The following is a 23,362-nucleotide window of genomic DNA, read 5'->3' as shown; positions in this document are numbered from 1 at the left end:
TCCTACTTGCCAATACAGAACTGGCCAAACACGGTATCCAGCAGCGCTTCCACATCCACAGCCCCGGTCAGGCGGCCAAGCGCGCGCATGGCCAGCCGCATTTCCTCGCCCCGCATTTCCGGCCACGCCAGCGAGAGCGCGCGCCCGATATGGTGCGCCGTCTCCTCGATTGCGGCACGATGGCGCGCGCGGGTCAGCGGGGCGTTGGCCCGGCCTGCTGTCAGGGCGCGGGCTTTTGCGGCCAGCACTGTCCGTAGCACATCCATGCCCGCATGGGTGAGAACACTGATGCCAATTGCCCCGTCAGGTGCCGGGTGCTGGTCGATCTTGTTACAGACCAGCAGGCCACCCTCTTCCAGCCGGGACGGAAGGGTACTGCCGGTAAAGACCTGCACCACGCAATCAGCCTGTTTCACGTGAAACAATGAGCGCCGCACGCCCTCGGCTTCAATCTCATCCTCTGTTTCGCGCAATCCGGCGGTATCGACAAGCGTTACGGGCACGTCACCCAGCACGATACGGGTCTCGATGGCATCGCGCGTGGTGCCAGCGCGGGCGGATACAATCGCTGCATCCCGCCCCGCCAGCGCATTGAGCAGGCTAGACTTGCCCACATTCGGCTCGCCCACAATAGCGAAGACCAACCCACGACGCAGCCGTTCCGCCCCCGCCCCCTCGCGCAGATAGTCTGTCATGGTGGCGTGCAGCGCCGTCAGGCCATCGAGCAGGCCCTGCTCCACTTCAGGTGGCAGTTCTTCATCAGGGAAGTCGATCAGCGCTTCCTGATGGGCCAGAAGCGTGCGCAGCCTGTCGGCCCATTGCTGGTACAGGCGGCTCTGCGCGCCATCAACCTGGGCGAGCGCCTGCTGCCGCTGGGCCTCGGTCTCGGCATCGATCAGGTCGGCAATGCCTTCCGCCTGCATGAGGTCGATGCGCCCGTTGCCAAAGGCCCGGCGACTGAACTCGCCCGGCTCGGCGGGGCGCGCGCCAAGGGCTACGAGCGCATCAGCCACGGCATTGATCACGGCGGGGCCAGCATGCAGGTGCAGTTCCGCGCTATCCTCGCCCGTGTAGCTGTCCGGTCCGGGGAACCACAGCACCAGCGCGCGATCGAGCAGCACGGGCGTGGCACCCTGCCGGTTCCACAATCCGCGCAGAGAGGCCCGGCGGGGCGCAGGCAGGCGACCGCAGAGGCTTTCAAGCATCCGGCCACTCCCCTTCCCGCTCAGACGCATGACGGCGATTGCCGCGCGCGACAGGCCGCTGGCCAGGGCGAAAATGACCGGGGGCGAACCATCATTTTCCTGCATTCTTGCCTCCATCAGGTCATCATCATTTTGCCGGTGCCGCGAACGGCGTTATCGTTCACCTCTTTGTCCTGATCAAGGTGACTCATGCCACAACTTTCAATGCATTCGCCACTGGCCCCCCTGACCGTCTCTGCCGAGGACGGGAAGATCGTGGCGCTTGACTGGGGCTGGGGCCGCGACCAGGAAGAAACACCCCTGCTGAATAAAGCCCGCTCCTGGCTGGAAGCCTATTTTGATGGCGAGGTCGCGCTGTGCGACCTGCCACTCGCCCCCTATGGCACGCCAGAGCAGCAGGCGGCGTGGCAGTTCATGCTGGGCATTCCCGTAGGCCAGCAGGTCAACTGGCGCGATGCCGCCCATCGGGCAGGCGTATCACCCGAGACCATTCTCAGCGCCTGCGCCGAGAACCCCATCCCCATTTTCATTCCCTGCCACCGCATCGATTTTGCCGATTGCCCGGATTACGACCCCGACAGCTACCCCGGTGATGAAGGTGCCCGTGACCGGCAGTTCCTGCTTGACCTTGAAACCCTGTCCGCCACCCCGCTTTGACCTCACATAGCTGAACAGGAGCCATGATCATGAATACCGTCATCCGCGTGCATGACTATGGGGGGCCCGATGTCCTCCGCGTGGAAACGCTGCCTGTCCCGACACCCGGCCCCGGCGAGGTCGTGCTGCGGCAGGAGGCGATCGGCGTCAATTTCATTGATACCTATTTCCGCAGCGGGCTGTACAAATTCCCTGCCCTGCCCGCCATCCCCGGCATGGAAGGGGCTGGCACCATCACGGCGGTGGGTGAAGGCGTATCGGGGTTGCAGGCTGGCATGCGGGTGGCCTACCCCGCAACGCCGGGTGGATACGCCACGCTGCGCACCATCGCGGCGGATCGGGTCGTGGTGCTGCCGCCCGATATCACGGCCCAGACAGCCGCCGCCATGATGCTGCGCGGGCTGAGCGTGCACATGCTGCTGCGCGAGGTATACCGCGTGCAGCAGGGCGATGACATTCTGGTCTATGCCGCAGCAGGCGGCGTGGGGCTGCTCATGTGCCAGTGGGCGCGGCATCTGGGCGCGCGCGTGATTGGCGTGGTCTCCAGCCCGGAAAAAGCCGCACTGGCCAAGGCCAATGGCGCGGCGGATGTCATCATCGGCACGGACACCGTGGCCGAACAGGTCCGCACCCTGACCGAAGGCCGCATGCTGCCCGTGGTGTATGACAGCATCGGCAAGGCCACGTTCGAGGCCAGCCTGTCGTGCCTCCGGCCACGGGGGCTGATGGTCAGCTACGGCAATGCCTCGGGCGCCGTGACGGGGGTGGATGTCGGCACGCTGGCCAGCCACGGCAGCCTGTACCTGACCCGCCCCATGCTCATGACCTATATCGCCACGCGCCCGGCCCTTGAACATGCGGCGCGTGAACTGTTTGCCCTTGTTGAGAAAGGCGTACTGACGCCGCGCATCGGCCAGTCCTTTGCGCTCAAGGATGCCGCACAGGCACATATCGCGCTGGAATCGCGCAAGACCACCGGCAGCACCATCCTGCTGCCCTGATAAAAGTTTTTGGGTGCCGCCTTTTTTCCAAAAAGGCAGCGTCTTTCGAAGCTTTTTGAAAAAAGCTTCACCAAAAACTTTCAATAAAAAAACCCCGGCCTTTCAGCCGGGGTTTTTTGATTCATCACACGTCCTGATGCGATCAGGTATTCATCGCATCGAAGAAGTCGTGGTTGGTCTTGCTGTATTTCAGCTTGTCGAGCAGGAAGTCCATCGCATCCATCGTGCCCATCGGGGCAAGGATACGGCGCAGCACCCACATCTTGGCAAGATCGGCACGATCAACCAGCAGCTCTTCCTTACGCGTGCCACTCTTGGTGATGTCGATCGCAGGGAAGGTCCGCTTGTCGGCCAGCTTGCGGTCAAGGATCAGTTCCGAGTTGCCGGTGCCCTTGAACTCTTCAAAGATGACCTCGTCCATGCGGCTGCCGGTATCGATCAGGGCGGTGGCAATGATGGTCAGCGACCCCCCTTCCTCGATGTTACGGGCCGCACCGAAGAAGCGCTTGGGGCGCTGGAGCGCATTGGCATCCACGCCACCGGTCAGCACCTTGCCCGATGAGGGCACGACCGTGTTGTAGGCACGGGCCAGGCGCGTGATGGAGTCCAGCAGGATCACCACGTCACGCTTGTGCTCGACAAGGCGCTTGGCTTTTTCCAGCACCATTTCCGTCACCTGCACGTGGCGGGTGGCGGGCTCGTCAAAGGTGGAGGACACCACTTCGCCACGCACGGAACGCGCCATGTCGGTCACTTCCTCGGGCCGCTCGTCAATCAGCAGCACGATGAGGAAGACCTCGGGGTGGTTGGCGGAAATGGAGGAGGCGATGCTCTGCAGCATCACGGTCTTGCCGGTGCGCGGCGGGGCCACGATCAACGCGCGCTGCCCCATGCCGATGGGCGAGACAAGGTCGATCACGCGGGAAGTGAAATCGCGGTTCGGGGTCTTGCCCTTCCCCTTGCCGGTAGGCACCGGGGCTTCAGCGCCGCCCACGGCCGAGTTCTCGACTTCCATCTTCAGCCGCCGCTCGGGGTAGAGCGGGGTCAGGTTGTCAAAGTTGATGCGCTGGCGCACCGCCTCGGGCGGCTCGAAATTGATGGCGTTGACCTTGAGCAGCGCAAAATACCGCTCGCCATCGCGCGGGGCGCGGATCTGGCCTTCCACCGTATCACCGGTGCGCAGGCCAAAGCGGCGGACCTGGCTGGGGGAGATGTAGATATCATCCGGCCCCGGCAGGTAATTGGCCTCGGGCGAGCGGAGGAAGCCAAATCCATCGGACAGGATTTCAAGCGTGCCGTCCCCATAGATGGCCTGGTCATTATCGGCCAGGGTCTTGAGGATCGTGAACATCAGCTCCTGCTTGCGAAGAGATGATGCGTTTTCAATATTCAGACTTTCAGCATAAGCCAGAAGGTCTGCTGGAGTTTTGGCCTTGAGTTCGGCGAGTTGCATGCAGGATGTGCCTATAAGTGGGCAGTTCACGGAGGGAAAGAAAAGTCAGCCATCAAAGGGAGAAGGCATGCCGGAACCGGCGCCTGACCATTGTTTTTATCAAACTGTCGATGCTGCTTAACTGATAAGGCGGGAATTCTGACCGCGCAAAAAGCACCTTGTCAGAATTGGCTCAATCATAGGCGTTCATGCCTATTACGTCAAGCATATGCATCAATGCGTCATGAACCGTAACACAGGCCCGACGGAGCCCGTGAGGTTGGCCCCGCTCCAACCTGGCATTGTATGAATTGTTAAGCTTTGATCCGTACAATCCTTCTCCTTTCGGGCTCTTCAGGAGAGACGGATGTCGTTTCGTGCCGCGATCATCACCATGGTTTACAATGAAAATTATTTTCTACCGTTATGGTGTGCGTATTATGGTCGGCAGGTCGGGATGGAAAATCTCTATGTCATCGATCATGGCAGCACCGATGGCTCGACCGATGCCCTGCCGTGCAACAGGCTGCGTATTCCACGAGACTGTTTTGATGACGGGCAGCGGGCCGCAATGATCAGTCGGCTGCATGAGTCCCTCCTCTCGTTTTTTGATGTTGTCATCTATGTGGACTGCGATGAATTTCTGGTTCCGCGCACTGACCTGTTTGCCTCGTTGCCGGATTATCTGGAAAAGCACCGCAATCACACCGTGATCCGGGCCGTGGGCGTTGATGTCTTTCCCGAACGGCCGAACATGCCTGCCGTCAACCCGTCGCGGCCGCTGCTTGAACAGCGCCCGTTCGGATTCATCAACCCGTGGGAATCCAAGCCCGTCATATCCTATGTTCCCGTTTTATGGGCACCGGGATTCCATGAATGCGACCAGCCTTCCTATCTCGATCTCGATCTGTGGCTGTTCCATATGAAAAACATGGATCTTGATGTCAGCCTCAGGCGGCTTGCCCTGACGCGCTCCCTCAAATGGAGCAGGGCATCCGTGCAGAATGGGCAAGGTGCGCATCAACGCTGCAGCGATGAAGAGCTGATCAACAAATTCCATCAACTGATGAACAGAAAAAGTAATATGGATCTGGATTCTCTGCCGATCAACGAAATCCTTTCAAAAGGCAGAACGAGTGATATCTGCCAGATTCCGGAACAGTTCATGTCGTTTTAGGAAACCTACTGCCCCACTGGGCGCAGCAGGAATTTGCCCGGCGCGGCACCAAGACGCATCAGCACCCATACCCCCGAAAAATGGCATGACTGAACCATCCCGGCAAAAGGCACGCAATACGCCACCTGCATCCTTCCTTGAAGCCATCTTTCCAGACAGGCATTCACATGATGTTTTCAAAAAGAAATCATAATCATATTTTTAAATAAATATTATTTATTGGCGCATATTCTGCAAATCCTAAAAGAAATCATTCCGGCCACCCTTATTCAGGAGCGCGAATATGTCCGAAGTTCTCGGCGTTTATTATGGAACAGGCAACAGCGTAACCACAAGCGGCTCATATACACTGGACCCAGGGGGCGTGCTCGGCCTTCTTTCGCCTGCGGCCATGACCGTCTCCTCTCCAGACGGCGAACCCGTCGATGCGACAATCAACTTCGCGGGCCTGCTTGACCTGCCCGTCACCGCCGCTGCCTCTTTTACCGTCACCGCTGAAAAGAATACGGTCGTGACAGTCAGCGCGGGCGCCGTAAACGCGCTGACCACAACCACCCTCGATGCAAACGGCGGCACGGTGGCGCTGGCTGGCGGCCTGCTGAACGCGGCAAGCGGGGTGACAATCAACCTGACAAATGGCGGCACATTCAACGGGTCTGGCATCATTTCCGCCCTGGCGGGCGCCACCATAAACTTTGGCAGCGGTGGCGGCACGCTCAACCTTGCCGGTTCAGACACGGGGCTTGCGCTACTGTCGGGCGCATCCATCAATAACTTCGGCAGTGGTGATTCCATTATCGTGGAGAGTGATGGCACCCCCGCAACGGTGACCGGCATCAGCTATGATGGCCTGCTTGGCGCATCCACCCTCACCTTCTCCAATGGTGATACGCTGGCGCTACAGGGCCAGTATCAGGATACGGACCCGAAGGCCGCCGGTTACGTCTCCACCGTGGCCGATGCCGATGGGGAAGGCACGGTCCTGGTGTGCTTCCTCGCTGGCTCCATGATCCGCACCCCGGACGCTGACATTGCCGTTGAAGACCTGTGCGCGGGCGACACCATCATCGCCATGGTGAATGACGCGCCGCAGCCCCGCACCATAACATGGGCAGGCAGGGCGCATGCCATGGTTCGCCCTGAGTTGCCCGATGATGAAGCGGGTTACCCGGTCCGTATCCTCAAGGATGCCATAAGCGCGGGCGTGCCCTACAAGGACATGCTGATTACAGCGGAGCACTGCCTGTATTTCGAGGGCCGGTTCGTGCCCGCCCGCATGCTCGTCAATAACACGTCCATCTTCTACGACCGCACGATCACGTCCTACGATTACTACCATATTGAAACGCAGGAACACGCGGTCATCATTGCTGATGGCATGCTGACCGAAAGCTATCTTGATACCGGCAACCGGCGCGCCTTCGTGCAGAAAGACAATGTCGTTTTACTGGGTGGCAGCCGCAACCTGACATGGGCACACGCTGCCGCACCGCTTGACGTATCACCGGGTTTTGTCGAGCCACTATTCCGCCAGATCGCGGCCCGTGCCGCTGCTTCAGGGCATGAACCCCAGGCACAGGCCGCGACCATGACGGACGAGGCCGACCTGCACCTGATGACGCAGACCGGCGCCATCATCCACAAGATGCGCGAGGCAAACGGATTTGCCTTTTTCATGATCCCGCCCGGGGTAGAAAGCGTGCGCATCATGTCGCGGACCAGCCGCCCATCGGACACGATCGGCCCCTATATTGACGACCGCCGCCAGCTTGGCGTTCTGATCAAGGACATCAAACTGTTTGAAGGCAGCGTGGCCCGCCCCATTACCACCCATCTTGCCAATGAAGCACCCGAGGGCTGGCATGATGGCTGGTACGCGCCTGAAAATGTTCCCTGCCGCTGGACAGACGGGCAGGCCAGCATGCCTCTCGGCACCCGGCACCCCACGCTCATGGGGTTGCTCTGCCTCGAAATCCTTGCAGGCGGCCCCTATGTCATCAGCACCGCCCCCCAGCCGCAGGCCCTGACAGCGTGAAAGAGGATCCCTGCGCCCCTGAACAGGCGCGGGGACCGACCGGTCACATGAATACACCCTTTACCCTCAAAGCCGGACAGATCTGGACCGGTGCGCCCCCCCGCCGCGAAATACGTGGCATTGATGAAGTGGGGGAAACCCAGGTCTCGTTTCACAAACAGACCTCAAGGCGCCGTTTCCTGACCTATCAGACCACGACGATCATGGGATTTCGTAAATGGATCCAGCAAAGTCAGGCCGTATCCAATGATGGGCTGAGTGCTGCGAGCATGCATGGGTTTTCCCCATCACGTGAAATCGGGCAGCGGATTCAGCTCCTGCGCAAGGCGGCAGGGCTGAGCCAGCAGGATCTGGCCAACATGCTCGGCGTCTCGCGCACCGCCGTCGGGTTTTGGGAAACGGGGCGCCCCAACAGGATCAGCAGGCATGTGCCCCGTATCGCGAAGATTTTTGGTATCAGCGAGGAAGTCTTCCTCAATGGGCAGAGTAGCGAAAAAACCCAGATGTCCATTACAAAGGACGAAGAAAACATCATCAACCTCTACAGGGCCCTTTCAATAGATGACAGGCTCCAGGCCATAAAACGCATGGAAATGCTTTACAGGAGGCAACAATAGTCTTCATGCCGCATGGCAAGAGACTGTTTGAAAAAGCTGGCTCAGAAAATATCCAGAAATCAAAAGGAATTTTCTGGTGAAGCTTTTTTTAAAAAAGCTTCAAATAACGCCGCCTTTTTGAAAAAAAGGCGGCACTTAAAAACTTATGTTCTTTCCAGGTCCGGACTTAAAACCCGATAACCGCATCGCCACCAAAGGTGAACATGCCGTTGTTGCGGCCACCATTGAACGGCGTGGTGCTGTTAAGGGCGCGGTCAAAACGGATTTCCGGGCGGATCTGGAACACGCGCACATGATGGCCGAGGTTCGGGCGGTAGCTCATGTTCAGCGTCATTTCGCCATAGGTCGTGCCGTGACTTGAAGATGACGGACCGGTCATGACCATGCCGCCGGTTCCGGCCAGGGCTTCCATATAGGAGTTGTTGCCTATGAAGGTGGCCACCATGGAATTGTTGTTATCGCGGTAAATTTCACCACGGTAGTTGAAGGTCACGCTATCATTGACCCTGTAGCTCAGGAAGCTGACAAAACTTTCCGCATCCGCCCCGGCAAACTGCCCCCGGGCACCGATGCCGCGCACACCTTCATCATGCAGGTAATTGAACTCGGCCGTCAGGGTCAGGCGGTCATTGACCTGATAGGTGGCGTTGATGTCGTTCCAGAAGCGGTTGGCGTGGTCAGCCTCGTAGTGGCCAACCAGCCGCCACGAATCCTCCGGCCCCACGCGGCTCAGTTCCACAATCCTCAGCTTGCCATGGGCAAGGTTGTTCAGGTTGAAGCCGAAATAGCCCGCAGGTGCGCTGTTGTTGTCCGATTTGCCAAACGTTGTCTGGTTGCCGGTATCAATGCCGAAAGTCACATCGACCATGGGGGTGACATGCCAGTTGAACATCGCCCCCACATGCTGGAACGGCACGGAATATTCAGATGTATAGGCCAGCGTGTAGAACGCGCGGGACGCGGGATCGAGTCCTTCCACCCCCATCGGGGCCTGCAGGATGCCCGCCTGCATGTCCAGCCCGCCCCTGGTGACCCAGGGCAGGTGCACATCCATATGCGCCTGGGCGGGGATAAGCTGGTAGCGGTCGTTCCACTCCCGGTCACTGACACCGACCAGATGGTAGTAACGGGCATCGGAGCCATACATGGCCTCAAGCGTGAAACCGACCTGGTATTTGTTCACGCTGGAATCGATTGCCTTGTTCAGGGTAAATTCAAGCTGGTTGAGCTGCACCTGGTTGGCATGGTCGGCAAAGAAGTCACCGAAGTTGTAGCCGGGCTGGGGGCGGGCAGGATTGGCCATGATGCCGCCTTCGATCTGTCCGGTCAGGGTAATGTCGCTCAGCCAGTGCGCAAAACCCGTATCGTGCTTCTTCATCCCCGAGAAGATCTTGACCTGCGCCTGGGCAACTGTCGACATGCCTGTCAAAACAGTGGTGAGCACCAGAAAACAACCAACCCTGTGGTTCAGTTTCATACGGTTTTCTCCCTTCCCGGCATGACAGACACGGGCAGGAGCCGCTGCGCCTGATAAATCATAAAATTTGTTTTATTCCAATTACTATCCTTCTAAAACCTTGATTCGTCTGCCTAATATCAGAGATGCAATTATTTTAAACTGATTGTATAATATTCACTGCTTGCCCAGCCATCCGCGCCGCCAGAACCACAGCAGCGGCAACACCACCGTGGCAGCCATGAGGATCAGGGAATACCAGTAGCCGTATTTCCAGTTGAGCTCGGGAATATCGTGGAAATTCATGCCATAGATACCCGCCACCAGCGTGGGCGCGACACCAATGAAGCTGACCACGGTCAGGATCTTCATGCCGTTATTCTGCTCGATGCTGATAAAGCCCAGCGTCGCATCCAGCAGGAACTGCACCTTGTTGGCGGTCTGTGACACGAAATCGTTGAGCGAACGGATATCACGCCCCACCGTGCCCAGCCGCGCCTGCAGCCGCTCGCTCAGGTCATGGCGCTTGCTCTCGCCCAGAAAGATCGAGATCCGCTCAAGCCCAAGCAGGCTGTCACGCACGGAGGAACTCAGGTCGCCCGACCGCCCCACCCGGCGCAGCATGTTGCGCAGCAGGTTGGCCGCCTGCGCCTGGCTCGGGGTCTCGGACTGAAAGACATCCTTGGACATGCCATCAAGCGACTGGCCAAGATGTTCAAGAATATCGGCCAGCCGGTCCACAATGGCCTCGAGCAGCATGATCCCCGCCTCGTTGGCGCTGAGCGGCGCGTCCTGCCCCGCCACCTGCCGCGCCACCACGTCAAACGCGCTGAAGCCGGTATAGCGGATGGTCAGGATGCGCTCGCGCATGAGCACGAACCCCACGGGGGAGACGAAAAAGTCATCCGGCGTCTTGCGCACCAGCGGCGTGGACAGATAAACGGCATCGCCTTCCATGAACAGGCGCGATGAACTCTCGATCTCGTCAAGCTGGGCGCGGGTGGGAATGCGCAGGCCCGTAATCCGGGCGGCCAGGGCCTCCTCATCAGTCGTGGGGTCAAGCAGGTCCAGCCATGCCGCACCTGTCGCATCCGCCGCCGTAGTCACGGTGCGGGCCGGTGCGCCGGGATGATGCGCTAAAAACATGGGCTGTCTTTCGTTGGTTCCTGTCGTTGTTCATCCATCATGCCCGAACAAACATGTCAAATCGTGACACGCCGCTACCAGCCTGCGGGGGCTGGTATTTTATCGCCATCCAGTCCAGAACCGCATGACATGGCAGCCTGGGACGGCTGCTTGACCAAACCCTTGAGCCACGCACCTATTTCTTGCGGAGTAGAGAAGTTGAGCGCAACAGACACACAGGCAGGTGCCAACAGCCTGCGCAGCGGACCGGACGGACGCGGCCGTTTTGGCATTTTCGGGGGCCGTTTCGTGGCCGAGACCCTCATGCCGCTCCTGCTGGAACTGGACGCCGCCTACAGGACCGCCCAGGCCGACCCCGAATTCCACCGCGAACTGGATTACTACCTCAAGGATTACGTCGGCCGTCCCAGCCCGCTCTGGCTTGCCCGCCGCATGACCGAACAGCTTGGTGGCGCAAAGATCTACATGAAGCGCGAGGAGCTGAACCACACCGGCTCCCACAAGCTCAACAACGTCATGGGCCAGATCCTGCTTGCCCGCCGCATGGGCCGCACGCGCATCGTGGCCGAGACGGGCGCGGGCCAGCACGGCGTTGCCACTGCCACCGTGTGCGCGCTGTTCGGCATGAAATGCGCCATCTACATGGGGGCCACCGATGTCGAGCGGCAGAAGCCCAATGTCTTCCGCATGCGGCTGCTTGGCGCCGAGGTGGTTCCCGTCACGGCGGGTGCGGGCACGCTCAAGGATGCCATGAACGAGGCCATGCGCGACTGGGTGACCAACGTGCATGACACCTACTTCCTGGTGGGCACCGTGGCAGGGCCGCACCCCTACCCGCAGATGGTGCGTGACTTCCAGTCCATCATCGGCGTGGAAACCAGGGAGCAGATCATGGCCGCCGAAGGCCGCCTGCCTGACGCCATCGTGGCGGCCATTGGCGGCGGGTCGAACGCCATGGGCATCTTCCACCCCTTTCTCGATGACCCCGCGGTCAGGCTGATCGGCGTCGAGGCCGCAGGCTGCGGGCTGGATAGCGGGCGCACCGCCGCTTCCATCGAGCGTGGCAAACCCGGCGTGCTGCACGGCAACCGCACCTACCTGTTGCAGGATGATGACGGGCAGATCACCGAGGCGCATTCCATCAGCGCAGGGCTGGACTACCCCGGCGTCGGCCCCGAGCATTCATGGCTCAGCGACATCGGCCGCGCGGAATATGTGGGTGCCACCGACCAGGAGGCGCTCGACGCCTTCCAGCTCTGCACCCGCACCGAGGGCATCATCCCCGCGCTGGAAAGTGCGCACGCCATCGCCTACGCCGCCAAGCTCGCGCCCACCATGGGCAAGGACCAGATCATCGTGGTCAACATTTCCGGGCGGGGAGACAAGGACATCTTCACCGTTGCCGAACATCTGGGAGTGAAACTGTGAGCCGCATCGCCCGCCGCTTCGCCACCCTGCGCGCGCAGGGCCGTGGCGCCCTGATCCCTTATGTCGAGGCCTGCGACCCTGATTATGACACGTCGCTCGCCATCCTGCGTGGCATGCCTGCCGCCGGTGCCGACCTGATCGAGGTGGGCGTGCCCTTCTCCGACCCGTCAGCCGATGGCCCGACCATCCAGAAGGCTGCGCTGCGCGGGCTGAAGGGCGGCTCGACCATGAAGCGCGTGCTGGAGATGGTGCGTGCCTTCCGCGCAGGCGATGACGGGACGCCCATCATCCTGATGGGCTACACCAACCCCATCGAGGCCTACGGGCCGGAACGCTTCTGCATGGATGCGAAGGCAGCCGGCGTGGACGGGCTGATCGTGGTCGATATGCCGCCGGAGGAAGCCGACCTGCTGGCAGGCCCGGCAGCAGCCAACGGGCTGGACATCATCCGCCTTGTTGCCCCCACCACGCCGAATGCCCGCCTGCCCATCGTGTTCAATGGTGCGTCGGGTTTCGTGTATTATGTCAGCATCACGGGCGTAACCGGCACGCGCACCGCCAGCACCGATGAACTGGCCGCTGCCCTGCCGCGCCTGCGCAAGGCGACCGACCTGCCGATTGCCATCGGCTTTGGCATCCGCACGCCCGAGTTGGCAGCCAATGCCGTAAGCGTGGCCGATGCCGCCGTGGTGGCCTCCGCCCTGCTCAACACGCTTGAGGGCACGCTTGACGGGGATGGAAAAGCCACAGCGAAAACCGTGCCCGCCGTGCTGGAGCAGTTGCGTGGGCTGGCAGAGGCAATACATGCCGTAAGCAAAACCGGATCAAAGTAATTTATTGATAAAAAACAGAAGTTTTTGGGTGCCCCCTTTTTTCAAAAAGGCGGCGTTCTCTTGAAGCTTTTTGAAAAAAGCTTCACCAAAAACTTTTTACAATCTGCGGGCCGTTTCACAGGCGATTTTCCACAACGGCTCCTGCAATGACAATCTGGCCCAATCGTTCATCTGCCTGTATGGAACAGGCCTCCAGAAAGCTTAAGGGAGAGGCAATATGAGCTGGCTGACCGAATATGTGCGCCCCAAGATCCGCGGCCTGCTCAAGCGGGAAGTGCCGGACAATCTGTGGACCAACTGCGAATCCTGCGAGCAGATGATCCTGACCAAGGACCTGCGCAAGGCGCTGAACGTGTGCCCGCATTGCGGCCACCACATGCGCGCCACCGTGCCCGAGCGGCTGGAATGGACGTTCGATAACGGGGAATATACCCGCATCGAACTGCCCAAGGTGCCGGTTGACCCGCTCTCCTTCCGCGACCGCAAGCGCTATACCGACCGGCTGAAGGATGAACGCGCCAAGTCCCACCTTGAGGAATCGATGGCCGTGGCCCATGGCCAGATCGGCGGCCATAACGCGGTGGTGGCCGTGATGGCGTTCGAGTTCATTGCGGGCACGATGGGGGCAGCACTTGGCGAGGCTTTCCTGGCAGCCGCCCGCCTGGCCATCCTGCAGCAGTCACCGCTGATCGTGTTCACCGCATCAGGTGGCGCCCGCATGCAGGAGGGCATGATCAGCCTGATGCAGATGCCGCGCACCACGGTGGCCGTACAGATGCTCAAGGAAGCGGGCCTGCCCTACTTCGTGGTGCTGACCAACCCGACCACGGGTGGCGTATCGGCCTCGTTCGCCATGCTGGGCGATGTGCAGATTGCCGAGCCCAATGCGCTGATCGGCTTCGCGGGCCAGCGCGTGATCGAGGATACGGTGCGCGAGAAGCTGCCCGAAGGCTTCCAGCGCGCGGAATACCTGCTTGAGCATGGCATGCTCGACATGGTGGTCAAACGCGGCGACCTGCGCGAGGTGCTTGGCCGCCTGACAGCGCAGCTCAACTACCGCCACATCGCCCCCCGCGCCGCCTGACGCCACGGAACCCCGCACATGAAAGCGCCTGCCCTCGGGCCGGAATTCGTGGGCCGCACAGGGCAGATACTGGAGCGGCTGAACAGGCTGTATCCGGCCCTGATCGACCTGTCGCTCACCCGGCTGGAAACGCTGCTTGCCCGCCTTGGCCACCCCGAGCGCCACATGCCGCCCGTCGTGCATGTGGCGGGCACCAACGGCAAGGGCAGCACCTGCGCCTTCATGCGCGCCGTGGCCGAAGCTGCGGGCTGGCGCGTGCATGTGCTCACCTCGCCTCACCTCGTGCATGCGACCGAACGCTTCCGCATTGCGGGGCAGATCGTAAGCGAGCACGAACTTGCCGCCGTGCTTGAAGAGATCGAACAGGTCAACGCAGGCGCGCCCATTACCGTGTTCGAGGTGCTGACAACGGCAGGCTTCATGCTCTGCGCCCGCCACCCGGCGGACCTGACAATTGTGGAAGTGGGTCTCGGCGGCCGGTTTGACGCCACCAACGTGATACAGCACCCAGCGGCCTGCGCCATTACCGCCATCTCGATGGACCACGAAGCCTTTCTGGGCGATACGCTGGCTGCCATCGCGGGCGAGAAGGCAGGCATCATCAAGCACGGCGTGCCGGTCGCCACGGGCCGCCAGCCTGCCGAGGTGATGGCGGTCATTGCCCGCACCGCGCAGGCACAGACCGCCCCGCTGTGGCGGCGCGACCATGAATGGTTCATCGACCCCACGGCAGACGGCACTGCCCTGCGCTACCGCGACGCCCATGGCACGCTGGACCTGCCCCTGCCCGGCCTGCGCGGCGCCCACCAGATCGACAATGCGGGGCTGGCCATCGCCACCCTGCGCGCAAGCAGCCTGCCAGTGCCCCGGCAGGGCTGGGCAGGCATTGCCCGGGCCCGCTGGCCTGCGCGCATGCAGCGCCTGTCGGGCCATCTGGCGGCCCTTCTGCCCAAGGGGTGGGAACTATGGCTTGATGGCGGCCACAACCCCGGCGCGGGCCATGTTCTGGCGCAGGTAATGGATGAGTGGTCGGACCAGTCAACCCATCTGGTCATTGGCATGAAGCAGACCAAGGATGCCACAGGCTTCCTCGCCCCGCTGCTGCCGCGTGCCGCTTCCATCCAGGCCGTGGCGGAGGAAGGCCAGCATCTGGCCCAGCCCGTGGCCGAGATCGTGGCTGCATCCGGCGGCCGCGCCACGGCAGGCCCGACCCTGCACGCCGCCCTGAGCCATCTTGCGGCCAAGGCTGGCCCTGATGCCCCGTCGGCCCGCGTCATCATATGCGGCAGCCTGTACCTGGCCGGTGTTGCGCTCCAGCATGATGGCTGGCAGCCGGACTGAAAACGGATAAGCGTTTCTGGTGAAGCTTTTTTCAAAACGTTTCAAGAAGAACGCCGCCTTTATTGAAAAAAGGCGGCGCCCGGAAACTTTTTATTTCTCCTGCGGCAGCGGTATGCCCTGCCCGATTTCGCGCAGCGGCAGGCCCGCCATCAGGCGCTGCTCGATCTTTTCAAGCGACATGTCCCGTGTCTCGGGAATGAAGCGCCATGTAACCAGCACGAAGAACAGGTTGAACCCCGCAAACAGCCAGAAGGTCGGGCCATTGCCCATCCACTGCAACAGCGACAGGAAGCTCGCGCCCACGATCATGTTGGCAATCCAGTTGGTGAGCGTGGAGATGGAAATGCCAAGATCACGCCCCTGCAGCGGCTGCACCTCCGAGCACAGCACCCACATCAGCGGACCCGCCGACATGGCGAAGCCGGAAATATAGATCAGCAGCATGAACACCGCGATGATCTGCTCCGTCTGGTCCAGATGCGGGCGGTTGAGCATGAAGCCAAGGCTGCCCATGCCCACGGCCATGATCAGGAAACCCGTGTACAGGATCGGCTTGCGCCCCCAGCGATCGACAAGGCCGATGGCAATAAAGGTGGCCAGCATGTTCACCAGCCCCACCATGGCCGTGCACCACATCTGCGCGGGGCCGACATAGCCTGCAAGCGAGAAGATCTTGGGGGCGTAGTACATCACCACGTTCACGCCCGCGAGCTGCTGCATGACCTGCAGCGTCATGCCCAGAAAGATGGAGCGGCGGAAGTTGCTGTTATTGCGCAGCAGGCTCCAGCCGCGCTGCTTCTGCTGCAACTGGCGGCTGATGTTCTGGATCTCCTGCATGGCCACGCTTTTGTCGTTGCGCAGGTCTTCCAGCACTTCCAGCGCTTCCTTGCGGCGGCCACGCATCATGAGCCAGCGCGGGCTGTAGGGCAGGAACAGCACGCCAATCAGGAACAGCACGCCCGGCACGGCGGCAATGGCGAACATGCCGCGCCAGTTACCCGTATAGCTGAACATGGTGTTGCTGAGGAAGGCGATGAAAATGCCCGCCGTAATCATGAGCTGGTAGGTCGAGATCATGGCGCCACGCGCCTGCTCGCTTGCAATCTCGGACAGGTAGAGCGGCGCCGTGAACGCGGCCACCCCGATGGCAAACCCCATGATGAGCCGCCCTGCGATCATGGACGGGATCGACCATGCCAGCGCACAGGCAAGCGAGCCTGCCACGAACACGGCCGCCCCCACCAGCAGCGCGTGCTTGCGCCCGATCTGGTGCGACATCCAGCCCCCGCACAGCGAGCCTGCGGCAGCACCTCCCATCATGGCGCTGACAATCCATTCCTGCTGGAAGGTCGTTGCGTGAAAGGTGGCGGCAAGCAGGTCGAGCGCACCGGATATGACCCCGATATCCAGCCCGGCCATGAGGCCCGCCAGCGCAGCAAGGCAACCAATGATGAGGGTACGCATCCGTGCCGAATCAAATACGGGGGGCGCGGGCTGATTTTCCATTAAAATCCGGTCCTTTTATATTTTTCTTGTTGCCGGTGATCACATTATTCCTGCCGCGCGAGGCCGGTCAGGAGAAAGAACGATACACCATATTCTCGCGTCCGGTCGGGATCATGTTCCAGCAGCCTGTCAATGACAAATCGTTTTACCCTAAAAACAACAGGGCTATCCGCTCTATGCCCTGCTTCACAGTCCGATTCCATGACTTCCATCATGTTTGCGAGCCATGGCAGCACGCCCGGGCGTTCTGTCAGCGCCAGGGGTGCACGGGGCGAGAACAGGAGCGTGCCACGCGCGCGCAGCATGTCCATCCCGGCAGCCGTGGTGATGTGGTAAAGATAGCCATCCGGCCCGTCATCAGGGCGCAGGGTACGGACCGGCACGACCGTCAACCCCAGCCCTGCAACATCAAGATAGGTCAGCGCATGCGGGCGGCCCGTCGTGGCCGTGGCAAACAGATCAGGCTGCGCGACCGTGGGCGCGGGCGGTGCTGCGGGGGGTGCCGCAGGCCGCCTGCGGCGTGGGTGCCGGGGAGCGGTCGGTATGAGCGGCAGCCCTGACATCCTGCCCTTGCGCTCCTGCCCCATGCATCCGCCCCATCAATACCGGCTCACGCCCCCTTCGGGGCGCGCCTGCTCCATTCAACCACCCTCAGCCACACGCGGCGCACAGGCCTTCGGCCTCGATGGTGGTCTGCCGCACCGTAAAGCCCCGCGCCTTCGTCACCTCAAGCAGTGCCTTGAGGATATGGGGATCATCGAGCTCGGTCACACGCCCGCACGCGCTACAGATCAGGAACTGCGCCGCATGGACATGGCCGTGGCAGGCATGCCCCGATTCCAGCATGTGCCTGCACCCCACGAAGGCTGAAAGCCGCTCGATCTTGTGGATCAGCCCCTGCTCCATCAGAAAATCCAGCGCCCGGTACACCGTGGGCGGCGCCACCGGCTTGCCACGGCTGGCACGGATCTGCTCAAGCAGTTCATAGGCACCCAGTGGCCGCTCGGCCGCCAGCACCAGGCCAAGCACCAGACGGCGCATGTCCGTCAGCCTGACCGCGCGCGCGGCGCACAGGCTGGCAGCCTGCTCAAGCAGGGACTCCGTCCCTGCGGGCAGGCCGGTTCCGGCCATCTGTGTCATGCGGGCCACTGCTGTGCTCCTGTGCGGTTGCCGGGGGTCCAGCCACCCTGCCCTGTGCCCCGGCAGGCGGTCAGTCCGGCAGGTGATCCACCCACATGGCCATCAGGGCCACGAAAAGGGCAAGTCCCGCATGTATCCAGATCAGCCCGCGCAGCGTCAAGACAGGAACCTGCGGGGGGCGGGCGCGCGGGGTCTGTCTCATGGCATCTGCTCCTCCTGCCGGGTTGCTGTTGCTGTGCATGCGGCAAAAGGCTGGATTTTTTCTTAATATGAAGAAGTGTAAGAAGTTTTTGGTGAAGCTTTTTTCAAAAAGCTTCAGAAGAACGCCGTCTTATTGAAAAAAGGCGGCACCCAGAAACTTTTATCATTTTTTATCAATGAGTTGTTTTCAGGCAGTATTTTATTCGCCCGGCGCGTGAGGCAGCATGTGATAGCTGCGGTTGAAATAGACCAGCCCGCCACGGGGGCTGGAATTGCGCAGGCTTTCCACCGCGCCGAACATGACGCTGTGGGTGCCGACCTCCACAATCCGCTCGATGCGGCAGTCAAGCGACAGCACCGCCTCGTTCAGCACGGGCGCACCTGTGGTCAGCGTATCCCAATGGCCGGCGCGAAAGCGTTCGGCCTGCTCGAGCGGGCTTGCGAACACGCCCGATATGTCCTGCTGGTCAGCGGCGAGCACGTTGATGCACATGGCCGCATCCACCCGAAAACGGTCGCGCACGCGGGAGTTGCGGTTGAGGCAGACCAGAACCGTGGGCGGCGTATCGGTCACCGAACACACGGCGGATGCGGTAAAACCCGCCGGGTCATCAAGTGTTCCCGTCGTGACAACATTTACGGCCGCGCCAAGGCGGGCCATGGCGTTGCGAAAGGTGAGGGCGTCAATCCCCATGGTGCTTGTGCCTTCGGTAACTGTGCATGCCTGTAGTCCGCACGCAGCCGTGACGCCGGACAGCAGCGGAGGTAGCGCATTCTACCCTCGTTGAATACCGCAAAACCACATGAAAGGACGCAATCCGTGCCCCCCGAACCGATCCAGACCACCGTGCAGGGCGCACTCGGCCGCATCACGCTTGCCCGCCCCGAGGCCCTCAACGCCCTGAACCTGAACATGATCAACCACCTTGCCGCTACAGTGCATGCGTGGCGTCACGACCCACGGATTGAAACCGTGCTGCTTGACAGCACCAGTCCCCGCGCTTTCTGCGCGGGCGGCGATATCCGCGCCATCCGCGCCCTGCTGGGCGAGCATGGGGTCGAGGCGGCAACACAACCCTTTCGCCACAGCTACCGGCTGGCCTCGATGCTGGCAGGCTACCCCAAGCCGGTTGTCTCGTTCCTTGACGGGATCTGCATGGGCGGCGGCGTGGGGCTTGGCGGCCATGTGCGCCACCGCATCGTGACCGAGCGCGCCTGCGTGGCCATGCCCGAGAACGCCATTGCGCTGACGCCGGATGCTGGCGGCTCCTACCTGCTGTCGCGCGCGCCGGGGCTGAGCGGACTGCGCCTTGCCCTGACCGGCGGGCGCATGAACGCCACCATGGCCATTGCCGCGGGCTTTGCAGACCGGCAGGCCCCCTCCGGCCAGCTTGAAACCATAAGGCACGCACTCACCCACAGGCCCGCGGGGCAGGTGATGGACAGCCTGCCGCCCTGCCCTGCCCTTGATGGCGGCCCGGACACCGCCACCATCGCCCCGGTCTATGGCGCACCGGACGTGGCGACGGTCATGGCACGGCTCCAGGCCCATCCGGCCCCGTGGGCGCAGGCTGACCTGGCCGCCCTGCGGGGGGCGTGCCCGTTCTCGCTGTGCATCACCTTTGCCGCCTATCATGCAGCCCGCGCCCTGCCCGACCTTGACCATGTGCTGGAGCAGGAATTCCAGCTCATCTGCCAGTTGCTCCGCCGCCCCGATTTTGCCGAGGGCGTGCGCGCGCGCCTGATCGACAAGGACAACGCGCCGCGCTGGTCACCGGCCACGCTGGGCGATGTATCCAGGCGGGAAATTGCCTCCTGCCTGCAAAACCATGCATCCTTTTCCCTCGACCTGCCCGTGCTCGATGCGGATCAGGAACAATAAGTTATCACCCGTAAAGTAGATGAAAATGCCCTTCTCCGATTGCTACGCCCCCGCCACCCATCACAGCCGCCTCGGCGATGAATTCTATGACGTGGTGCAAGCCGCCTCCGTCCCCGCCCATATCCTGCGCTACCGCAATCATGATGTGTCGCCCCGCATCGGCCTTGACGGGCTGGCGGATGCGGAATGGATCCGCCATTTCGGTCATTTCGATCCCCTGCCCGGCTCACTGCCCCAGCCACTCGCCCTGCGCTATCACGGCCATCAGTTCCGGTCGTACAACCCCGACCTTGGCGATGGGCGGGGCTTCCTGTTCGCCCAACTCATGGACAGCGTGGATGGCCGCCTGCTTGATATCGGCACCAAGGGCAGCGGCACCACGCCCTGGTCACGCGGGGGCGACGGGAGACTGACGCTCAAGGGCGGCGTGCGTGAAATCCTGGCCAGCGAACGGCTTGATGCGATGGGCGTGCGCACCTCGCGCACATTGAGCGTGATCGAAACCGGCGAGGCCCTGCACCGGGGCGACGAGCCATCGCCCACGCGGTCATGCGTGCTGGCGCGGCTCAGCCATTCGCACATCCGCATCGGCACGTTCCAGCGCCTCGTGGCCAATGATGACAGGACCAGCCTCGCACACCTCGTAGCCTATGTGCTCGAGACCTATTACCCCCACCTTGCCAATGAACCTGACCCGGCGGCAGCACTCTATGATGCCGCCACCACCCGCATGGCCGAGATGACGGCGCAATGGATGACGGCGGGCTTCGTGCACGGGGTGCTCAATACCGATAACATTAATCTGACCGGCGAGAGCTTCGATTACGGCCCATGGCGGTTCCTGCCCCATTTCGACCTCCGTTTCACCGCCGCCTATTTCGACCATTCGGGCCTGTATGCCTATGGCCGGCAGCCCGAGGCGATGATGTGGAACGTGGCCCGGCTGGGAGAGTGCCTGATCGCGCTTTCGTCACTTGAGAAAATTCAAAGTATTTTTGATGACTTCTGGGATCGATATGAAAGATTCCTTGATATTTCTGTATTAAACCGGCTCGGCGTCAATGAAATTTCAAGAAAATCATCGCAACATCTGCGTGAATGTCTGTTCTCGTTCATGGAAGAAAGCCAGATTGGGTTTGAATTTCCGTTTTTTGACTGGTATGGTGGTCCCAAGAGCCAGAAACGGGCCGTATCGGGGCCACATGCAGCCTTTTATGCACAGGACAGTTTCCGCCCCGTGCAGGGCGCGCTCATGGAGCATGAGCCCGTGTCAGGCTGTGACCTGTCGCACCCCTATTTCAATGACGGGGCGGCGTGCCTGATGCCGGTCGAAACCGTGGAAGCCCTGTGGCAGCCCATCGCCACGGCCGATGACTGGAGCGGCCTGCACGCCACCATGGGGCACATTGCCCGCATGAAGGCCGCGCTATCCAAGCCCCACCGTGGGGCAGGCTGACCCCGCGAGGGAACCGGGCCGATACGGATGAATTATAACAATAAGGAAGGAAAAGGCACCCGCATGAATACCCAGTCCCCCCCAACCCAGACCACCCAGCAGCCCACCGAACCGTTACCCGATCTGTCGCAGATCGAGATTTCACCCAACGCGCTCAAGACCCTGTGGCTCGCAGCCATCGTGGCCGCAATCTGTGGCGGCCTCTATGGTTACGATACCGGCATCGTATCGGGCGCGCTTTTGCTCATTACGCGTGATTTCCATCTCAGCAGCTTCCTGCAGGAGATGGTGGCCTCCGCCATTCTGGCGGGCGCGGTGCTTGGCTCGCTGCTCACCGGCTGGCTGTCGGAGCATTACGGCCGGCGCAAATCGGTCATGATCGTCACGGCGGTGTTCATGCTTGGCGCACTGGCCTGCGCGTTTTCACCCGATGTCTATACGCTCATCGCTGCGCGCGTGTTCCTTGGGCTTGCCGTCGGCGGCTCCACGCAGGTGGTGCCGATGTACATCTCGGAACTCGCCCCCGCGCACAAGCGCGGCCACATGGTCACGATGTTCAACATCGCCATCGGCATCGGCATCTTTGCCGCCAATATCATAGGCTTTGCCGCGCGTGATGCCTGGGGCTGGCGGCCGATGGTGGCCATTGCGGCCATTCCGGCAGCGGGCGTGTTCATCTCCATGTTCTTCCTGCCCAAGAGCCCGCGCTGGGCGGCGGAGCATGAAAGCCTTGATTCCGCCCTTGAGCAGCTCCAGCGCATCCGCACCTCCGAGCGCGAGATCCGCCGCGAGATGCGCCGCATCCACGCCAACGCCAATGAGGAGACCGACCCGCGCGATACGGGCTGGCGCGGCATCCGCCAGCCCTGGGTGCGCCCCGCACTCGTGGCCGCCCTTGGCGTTGCCTTCTTCACGCAGGCAGGCGGGCTGGAGATGATGATCTACTATGCGCCGACCTTCCTGTCGGATGCAGGCTTTGGCAGTTCCTCGGCGCTGATGGCCAGCATCGGCATTTCCATCATCTATCTGGTCATGACCGTGCTGGGCTCGAACATTGTCGACCGCATCGGCCGCCGCCGCCTTGTGCTGGTCATGGGGCCGGGCAGCGTGCTGAGCCTGATCGGGCTGGGCATCATGTTCCTCGCCCACCCGGAGCCGGGCAGCATGGGCAGTTGGCTGATCATTGTGTTCATGCTGCTGTTCATGGTGTTCAACGCCGGTGGCATTCAGGTAGTGGGCTGGCTGCTCGGTGCCGAAATGTTCCCGCTGTCCATGCGCGGCAACGCCACCAGCCTGCATTCGGCCATGCTGTGGGGCAGTGACCTGCTGGTGACCAGCACGGCGCTGACGCTGGTCTCCAAGATCACGCTGGGCGGCACCATGTGGTTCTATGCCGGGGTGAACCTGCTTTCGGTGCTGTTCGTGTATTTCATGGTGCCCGAAACGCGCGGCGCCTCGCTTGAGGATATCGAGGAGGCACTGCGTGAAGGCCGCTTCCGCCCCACGCGCGGCAGCACCGCGATCGTGGAGGAAGAGGAATAATCCAGGTACTGCCCATGCCTGCCACATGACAAAACGGGCGTTGTGTTAAAAAACGCCCGTTTATTCTATTGATTTTTTATTTCTTTAAAAAAACCCAGATATTCTGGTTTACATTTTCCGATGAATATGAAATTCACGAAAAAATTTGGCATAGATTGTTCATACGGATTATAAATAAATATGGTATCGCGCGCAGGTAATTGTAATAAAAATTATCGAGCAG

General features: G+C 61.4%; 21 protein-coding genes. 12 read left to right on the top strand and 9 right to left on the bottom strand.

From position 1 onward, the window contains the following. Nucleotides 1-2: 2 nt before the first annotated feature. The gene (mnmE, locus tag GXY01S_RS11205) at nt 3-1,310 is read right to left on the bottom strand and encodes a tRNA uridine-5-carboxymethylaminomethyl(34) synthesis GTPase MnmE (RefSeq protein WP_110570378.1); all 1,308 of its coding nucleotides are present in this window, start codon (nt 1,308-1,310) and stop codon (nt 3-5) included. 99 nt (nt 1,311-1,409) lie between these two features. Between mnmE and GXY01S_RS11200 the strand changes: the two genes are divergently transcribed. Both GXY01S_RS11200 and GXY01S_RS11195 read left to right on the top strand, forming a co-directional pair. Beyond that, nucleotides 1,410-1,862: a methylated-DNA--[protein]-cysteine S-methyltransferase gene (locus tag GXY01S_RS11200; RefSeq protein WP_061275144.1), complete on the top strand. Its 453-nt coding sequence runs from the start codon at nt 1,410-1,412 to the stop codon at nt 1,860-1,862. 29 nt (nt 1,863-1,891) lie between these two features. Next, on the top strand, nt 1,892-2,863 hold the full coding sequence (locus GXY01S_RS11195; RefSeq protein WP_061275182.1) for a quinone oxidoreductase family protein: 972 nt from the start codon (nt 1,892-1,894) through the stop codon (nt 2,861-2,863). Nucleotides 2,864-3,005: 142 nt separating this feature from the next. Here the strand turns inward: GXY01S_RS11195 and rho are convergent, their stop codons facing one another. Further along, the gene (gene rho, locus GXY01S_RS11190) at nt 3,006-4,316 is read right to left on the bottom strand and encodes a transcription termination factor Rho (RefSeq protein WP_061275141.1); all 1,311 of its coding nucleotides are present in this window, start codon (nt 4,314-4,316) and stop codon (nt 3,006-3,008) included. Nucleotides 4,317-4,662: 346 nt separating this feature from the next. On the opposite strand from rho, the gene GXY01S_RS11185 reads away from it, so the two are divergent. The 3 genes from GXY01S_RS11185 (at nt 4,663) to GXY01S_RS11175 (ending at nt 8,124) form a co-directional block, all read left to right on the top strand. Continuing rightward, nucleotides 4,663-5,472 carry a glycosyltransferase family 2 protein gene (locus GXY01S_RS11185; protein WP_061275138.1) on the top strand — a complete coding sequence of 270 codons (810 nt, stop codon included), beginning with the start codon at nt 4,663-4,665 and terminating at the stop codon, nt 5,470-5,472. Between the two features lie 283 nt (nt 5,473-5,755). Further along, nucleotides 5,756-7,507 carry a Hint domain-containing protein gene (locus tag GXY01S_RS11180; protein ID WP_061275136.1) on the top strand — a complete coding sequence of 584 codons (1,752 nt, stop codon included), beginning with the start codon at nt 5,756-5,758 and terminating at the stop codon, nt 7,505-7,507. A 128-nt stretch (nt 7,508-7,635) separates the two neighbouring features. Then, nucleotides 7,636-8,124 carry a helix-turn-helix domain-containing protein gene (locus GXY01S_RS11175; protein ID WP_255210428.1) on the top strand — a complete coding sequence of 163 codons (489 nt, stop codon included), beginning with the start codon at nt 7,636-7,638 and terminating at the stop codon, nt 8,122-8,124. 166 nt (nt 8,125-8,290) lie between these two features. Here GXY01S_RS11175 and GXY01S_RS11170 read toward each other — a convergent pair whose 3' ends face one another. Together GXY01S_RS11170 and GXY01S_RS11165 are read right to left on the bottom strand one after the other, a co-directional pair. Next, nucleotides 8,291-9,544, bottom strand: a complete 1,254-nt coding sequence (locus GXY01S_RS11170) for an outer membrane beta-barrel protein (protein WP_370664433.1) — start codon at nt 9,542-9,544, stop codon at nt 8,291-8,293. A gap of 213 nt (nt 9,545-9,757) precedes the next feature. Next, nucleotides 9,758-10,726, bottom strand: a complete 969-nt coding sequence (locus tag GXY01S_RS11165) for a magnesium transporter CorA family protein (RefSeq protein ID WP_061275126.1) — start codon at nt 10,724-10,726, stop codon at nt 9,758-9,760. 198 nt (nt 10,727-10,924) lie between these two features. Here GXY01S_RS11165 and trpB point away from each other — a divergent pair, with 198 nt between their 5' ends. The 4 genes from trpB to GXY01S_RS11145 all read left to right on the top strand — a co-directional run bounded on the left by trpB (nt 10,925) and on the right by GXY01S_RS11145 (nt 15,412). Beyond that, nucleotides 10,925-12,154 carry a tryptophan synthase subunit beta gene (gene trpB, locus GXY01S_RS11160; RefSeq protein WP_061275122.1) on the top strand — a complete coding sequence of 410 codons (1,230 nt, stop codon included), beginning with the start codon at nt 10,925-10,927 and terminating at the stop codon, nt 12,152-12,154. Further along, nucleotides 12,151-12,987, top strand: coding sequence for a tryptophan synthase subunit alpha (gene trpA, locus GXY01S_RS11155; RefSeq protein ID WP_061275120.1), 837 nt, complete (start codon nt 12,151-12,153; stop codon nt 12,985-12,987). Before trpB ends, trpA begins: the two co-directional genes overlap by 4 nt. 217 nt (nt 12,988-13,204) lie before the next feature. Next, on the top strand, nt 13,205-14,071 hold the full coding sequence (gene accD, locus GXY01S_RS11150) for an acetyl-CoA carboxylase, carboxyltransferase subunit beta (RefSeq protein ID WP_061275117.1): 867 nt from the start codon (nt 13,205-13,207) through the stop codon (nt 14,069-14,071). Between the two features lie 18 nt (nt 14,072-14,089). After that, nucleotides 14,090-15,412 (top strand): bifunctional folylpolyglutamate synthase/dihydrofolate synthase, encoded by a 1,323-nt coding sequence (locus GXY01S_RS11145; RefSeq protein ID WP_061275114.1) that lies wholly within the window; start codon nt 14,090-14,092, stop codon nt 15,410-15,412. A 90-nt stretch (nt 15,413-15,502) separates the two neighbouring features. Here the strand turns inward: GXY01S_RS11145 and GXY01S_RS11140 are convergent, their stop codons facing one another. From GXY01S_RS11140 to GXY01S_RS11125, 5 genes are all read right to left on the bottom strand, one after another. Further along, entirely contained in the window at nt 15,503-16,918 is a 1,416-nt protein-coding gene (locus tag GXY01S_RS11140) for a sugar porter family MFS transporter (protein ID WP_061275111.1), read from the bottom strand. 44 nt (nt 16,919-16,962) lie between these two features. Continuing rightward, nucleotides 16,963-17,481 (bottom strand): hypothetical protein, encoded by a 519-nt coding sequence (locus GXY01S_RS11135; protein WP_061275107.1) that lies wholly within the window; start codon nt 17,479-17,481, stop codon nt 16,963-16,965. A gap of 88 nt (nt 17,482-17,569) precedes the next feature. Next, the gene (locus GXY01S_RS11130) at nt 17,570-18,067 is read right to left on the bottom strand and encodes a transcriptional repressor (protein ID WP_061275104.1); all 498 of its coding nucleotides are present in this window, start codon (nt 18,065-18,067) and stop codon (nt 17,570-17,572) included. Between the two features lie 61 nt (nt 18,068-18,128). Next, complete coding sequence (locus GXY01S_RS18990) at nt 18,129-18,260, bottom strand: hypothetical protein (protein ID WP_255210427.1); 132 nt, start codon at nt 18,258-18,260, stop codon at nt 18,129-18,131. Between the two features lie 198 nt (nt 18,261-18,458). Continuing rightward, on the bottom strand, nt 18,459-18,953 hold the full coding sequence (locus tag GXY01S_RS11125; protein ID WP_061275101.1) for a flavin reductase: 495 nt from the start codon (nt 18,951-18,953) through the stop codon (nt 18,459-18,461). A gap of 126 nt (nt 18,954-19,079) precedes the next feature. Here GXY01S_RS11125 and GXY01S_RS11120 point away from each other — a divergent pair, with 126 nt between their 5' ends. The 3 genes from GXY01S_RS11120 (at nt 19,080) to GXY01S_RS11110 (ending at nt 23,139) form a co-directional block, all read left to right on the top strand. Continuing rightward, a complete protein-coding gene (locus tag GXY01S_RS11120; protein ID WP_061275098.1) occupies nt 19,080-20,141 on the top strand; it encodes an enoyl-CoA hydratase/isomerase family protein in 1,062 nt (353 codons plus the stop codon). 25 nt (nt 20,142-20,166) lie between these two features. Continuing rightward, on the top strand, nt 20,167-21,597 hold the full coding sequence (locus GXY01S_RS11115; protein ID WP_061275181.1) for a protein adenylyltransferase SelO family protein: 1,431 nt from the start codon (nt 20,167-20,169) through the stop codon (nt 21,595-21,597). 63 nt (nt 21,598-21,660) lie between these two features. Next, nucleotides 21,661-23,139 carry a sugar porter family MFS transporter gene (locus GXY01S_RS11110; RefSeq protein ID WP_061275179.1) on the top strand — a complete coding sequence of 493 codons (1,479 nt, stop codon included), beginning with the start codon at nt 21,661-21,663 and terminating at the stop codon, nt 23,137-23,139. The last annotated feature ends 223 nt before the right edge of the window (nt 23,140-23,362 follow it).

It is taken from the genome of Komagataeibacter xylinus NBRC 15237 (assembly GCF_001571345.1).
Lineage (GTDB): Bacteria > Pseudomonadota > Alphaproteobacteria > Acetobacterales > Acetobacteraceae > Komagataeibacter > Komagataeibacter xylinus.
This window is presented reverse-complemented; position numbering and strand designations above follow the sequence as displayed.

Excerpts from the sequence above, each read along its gene's own strand:
- GXY01S_RS11145 (WP_061275114.1), top strand. The coding sequence starts at position 14,090 with ATGAAAGCGCCTGCCCTCGGGCCGGAATTCGTGGGCCGCACAGGGCAG.
- GXY01S_RS11180 (WP_061275136.1), top strand. The coding sequence starts at position 5,756 with ATGTCCGAAGTTCTCGGCGTTTATTATGGAACAGGCAACAGCGTAACC.
- GXY01S_RS11135 (WP_061275107.1), bottom strand. The coding sequence starts at position 17,481 with ATGTCAGGGCTGCCGCTCATACCGACCGCTCCCCGGCACCCACGCCGC.
- GXY01S_RS18990 (WP_255210427.1), bottom strand. The coding sequence starts at position 18,260 with ATGAGACAGACCCCGCGCGCCCGCCCCCCGCAGGTTCCTGTCTTGACG.
- GXY01S_RS11115 (WP_061275181.1), top strand. The coding sequence starts at position 20,167 with ATGCCCTTCTCCGATTGCTACGCCCCCGCCACCCATCACAGCCGCCTC.
- rho (WP_061275141.1), bottom strand. The coding sequence starts at position 4,316 with ATGCAACTCGCCGAACTCAAGGCCAAAACTCCAGCAGACCTTCTGGCT.
- GXY01S_RS11170 (WP_370664433.1), bottom strand. The coding sequence starts at position 9,544 with ATGTCGACAGTTGCCCAGGCGCAGGTCAAGATCTTCTCGGGGATGAAG.
- GXY01S_RS11185 (WP_061275138.1), top strand. The coding sequence starts at position 4,663 with ATGTCGTTTCGTGCCGCGATCATCACCATGGTTTACAATGAAAATTAT.
- accD (WP_061275117.1), top strand. The coding sequence starts at position 13,205 with ATGAGCTGGCTGACCGAATATGTGCGCCCCAAGATCCGCGGCCTGCTC.
- GXY01S_RS11165 (WP_061275126.1), bottom strand. The coding sequence starts at position 10,726 with ATGTTTTTAGCGCATCATCCCGGCGCACCGGCCCGCACCGTGACTACG.
- GXY01S_RS11195 (WP_061275182.1), top strand. The coding sequence starts at position 1,892 with ATGAATACCGTCATCCGCGTGCATGACTATGGGGGGCCCGATGTCCTC.
- mnmE (WP_110570378.1), bottom strand. The coding sequence starts at position 1,310 with ATGCAGGAAAATGATGGTTCGCCCCCGGTCATTTTCGCCCTGGCCAGC.
- GXY01S_RS11110 (WP_061275179.1), top strand. The coding sequence starts at position 21,661 with ATGAATACCCAGTCCCCCCCAACCCAGACCACCCAGCAGCCCACCGAA.
- GXY01S_RS11200 (WP_061275144.1), top strand. The coding sequence starts at position 1,410 with ATGCATTCGCCACTGGCCCCCCTGACCGTCTCTGCCGAGGACGGGAAG.
- GXY01S_RS11140 (WP_061275111.1), bottom strand. The coding sequence starts at position 16,918 with ATGGAAAATCAGCCCGCGCCCCCCGTATTTGATTCGGCACGGATGCGT.
- GXY01S_RS11125 (WP_061275101.1), bottom strand. The coding sequence starts at position 18,953 with ATGGGGATTGACGCCCTCACCTTTCGCAACGCCATGGCCCGCCTTGGC.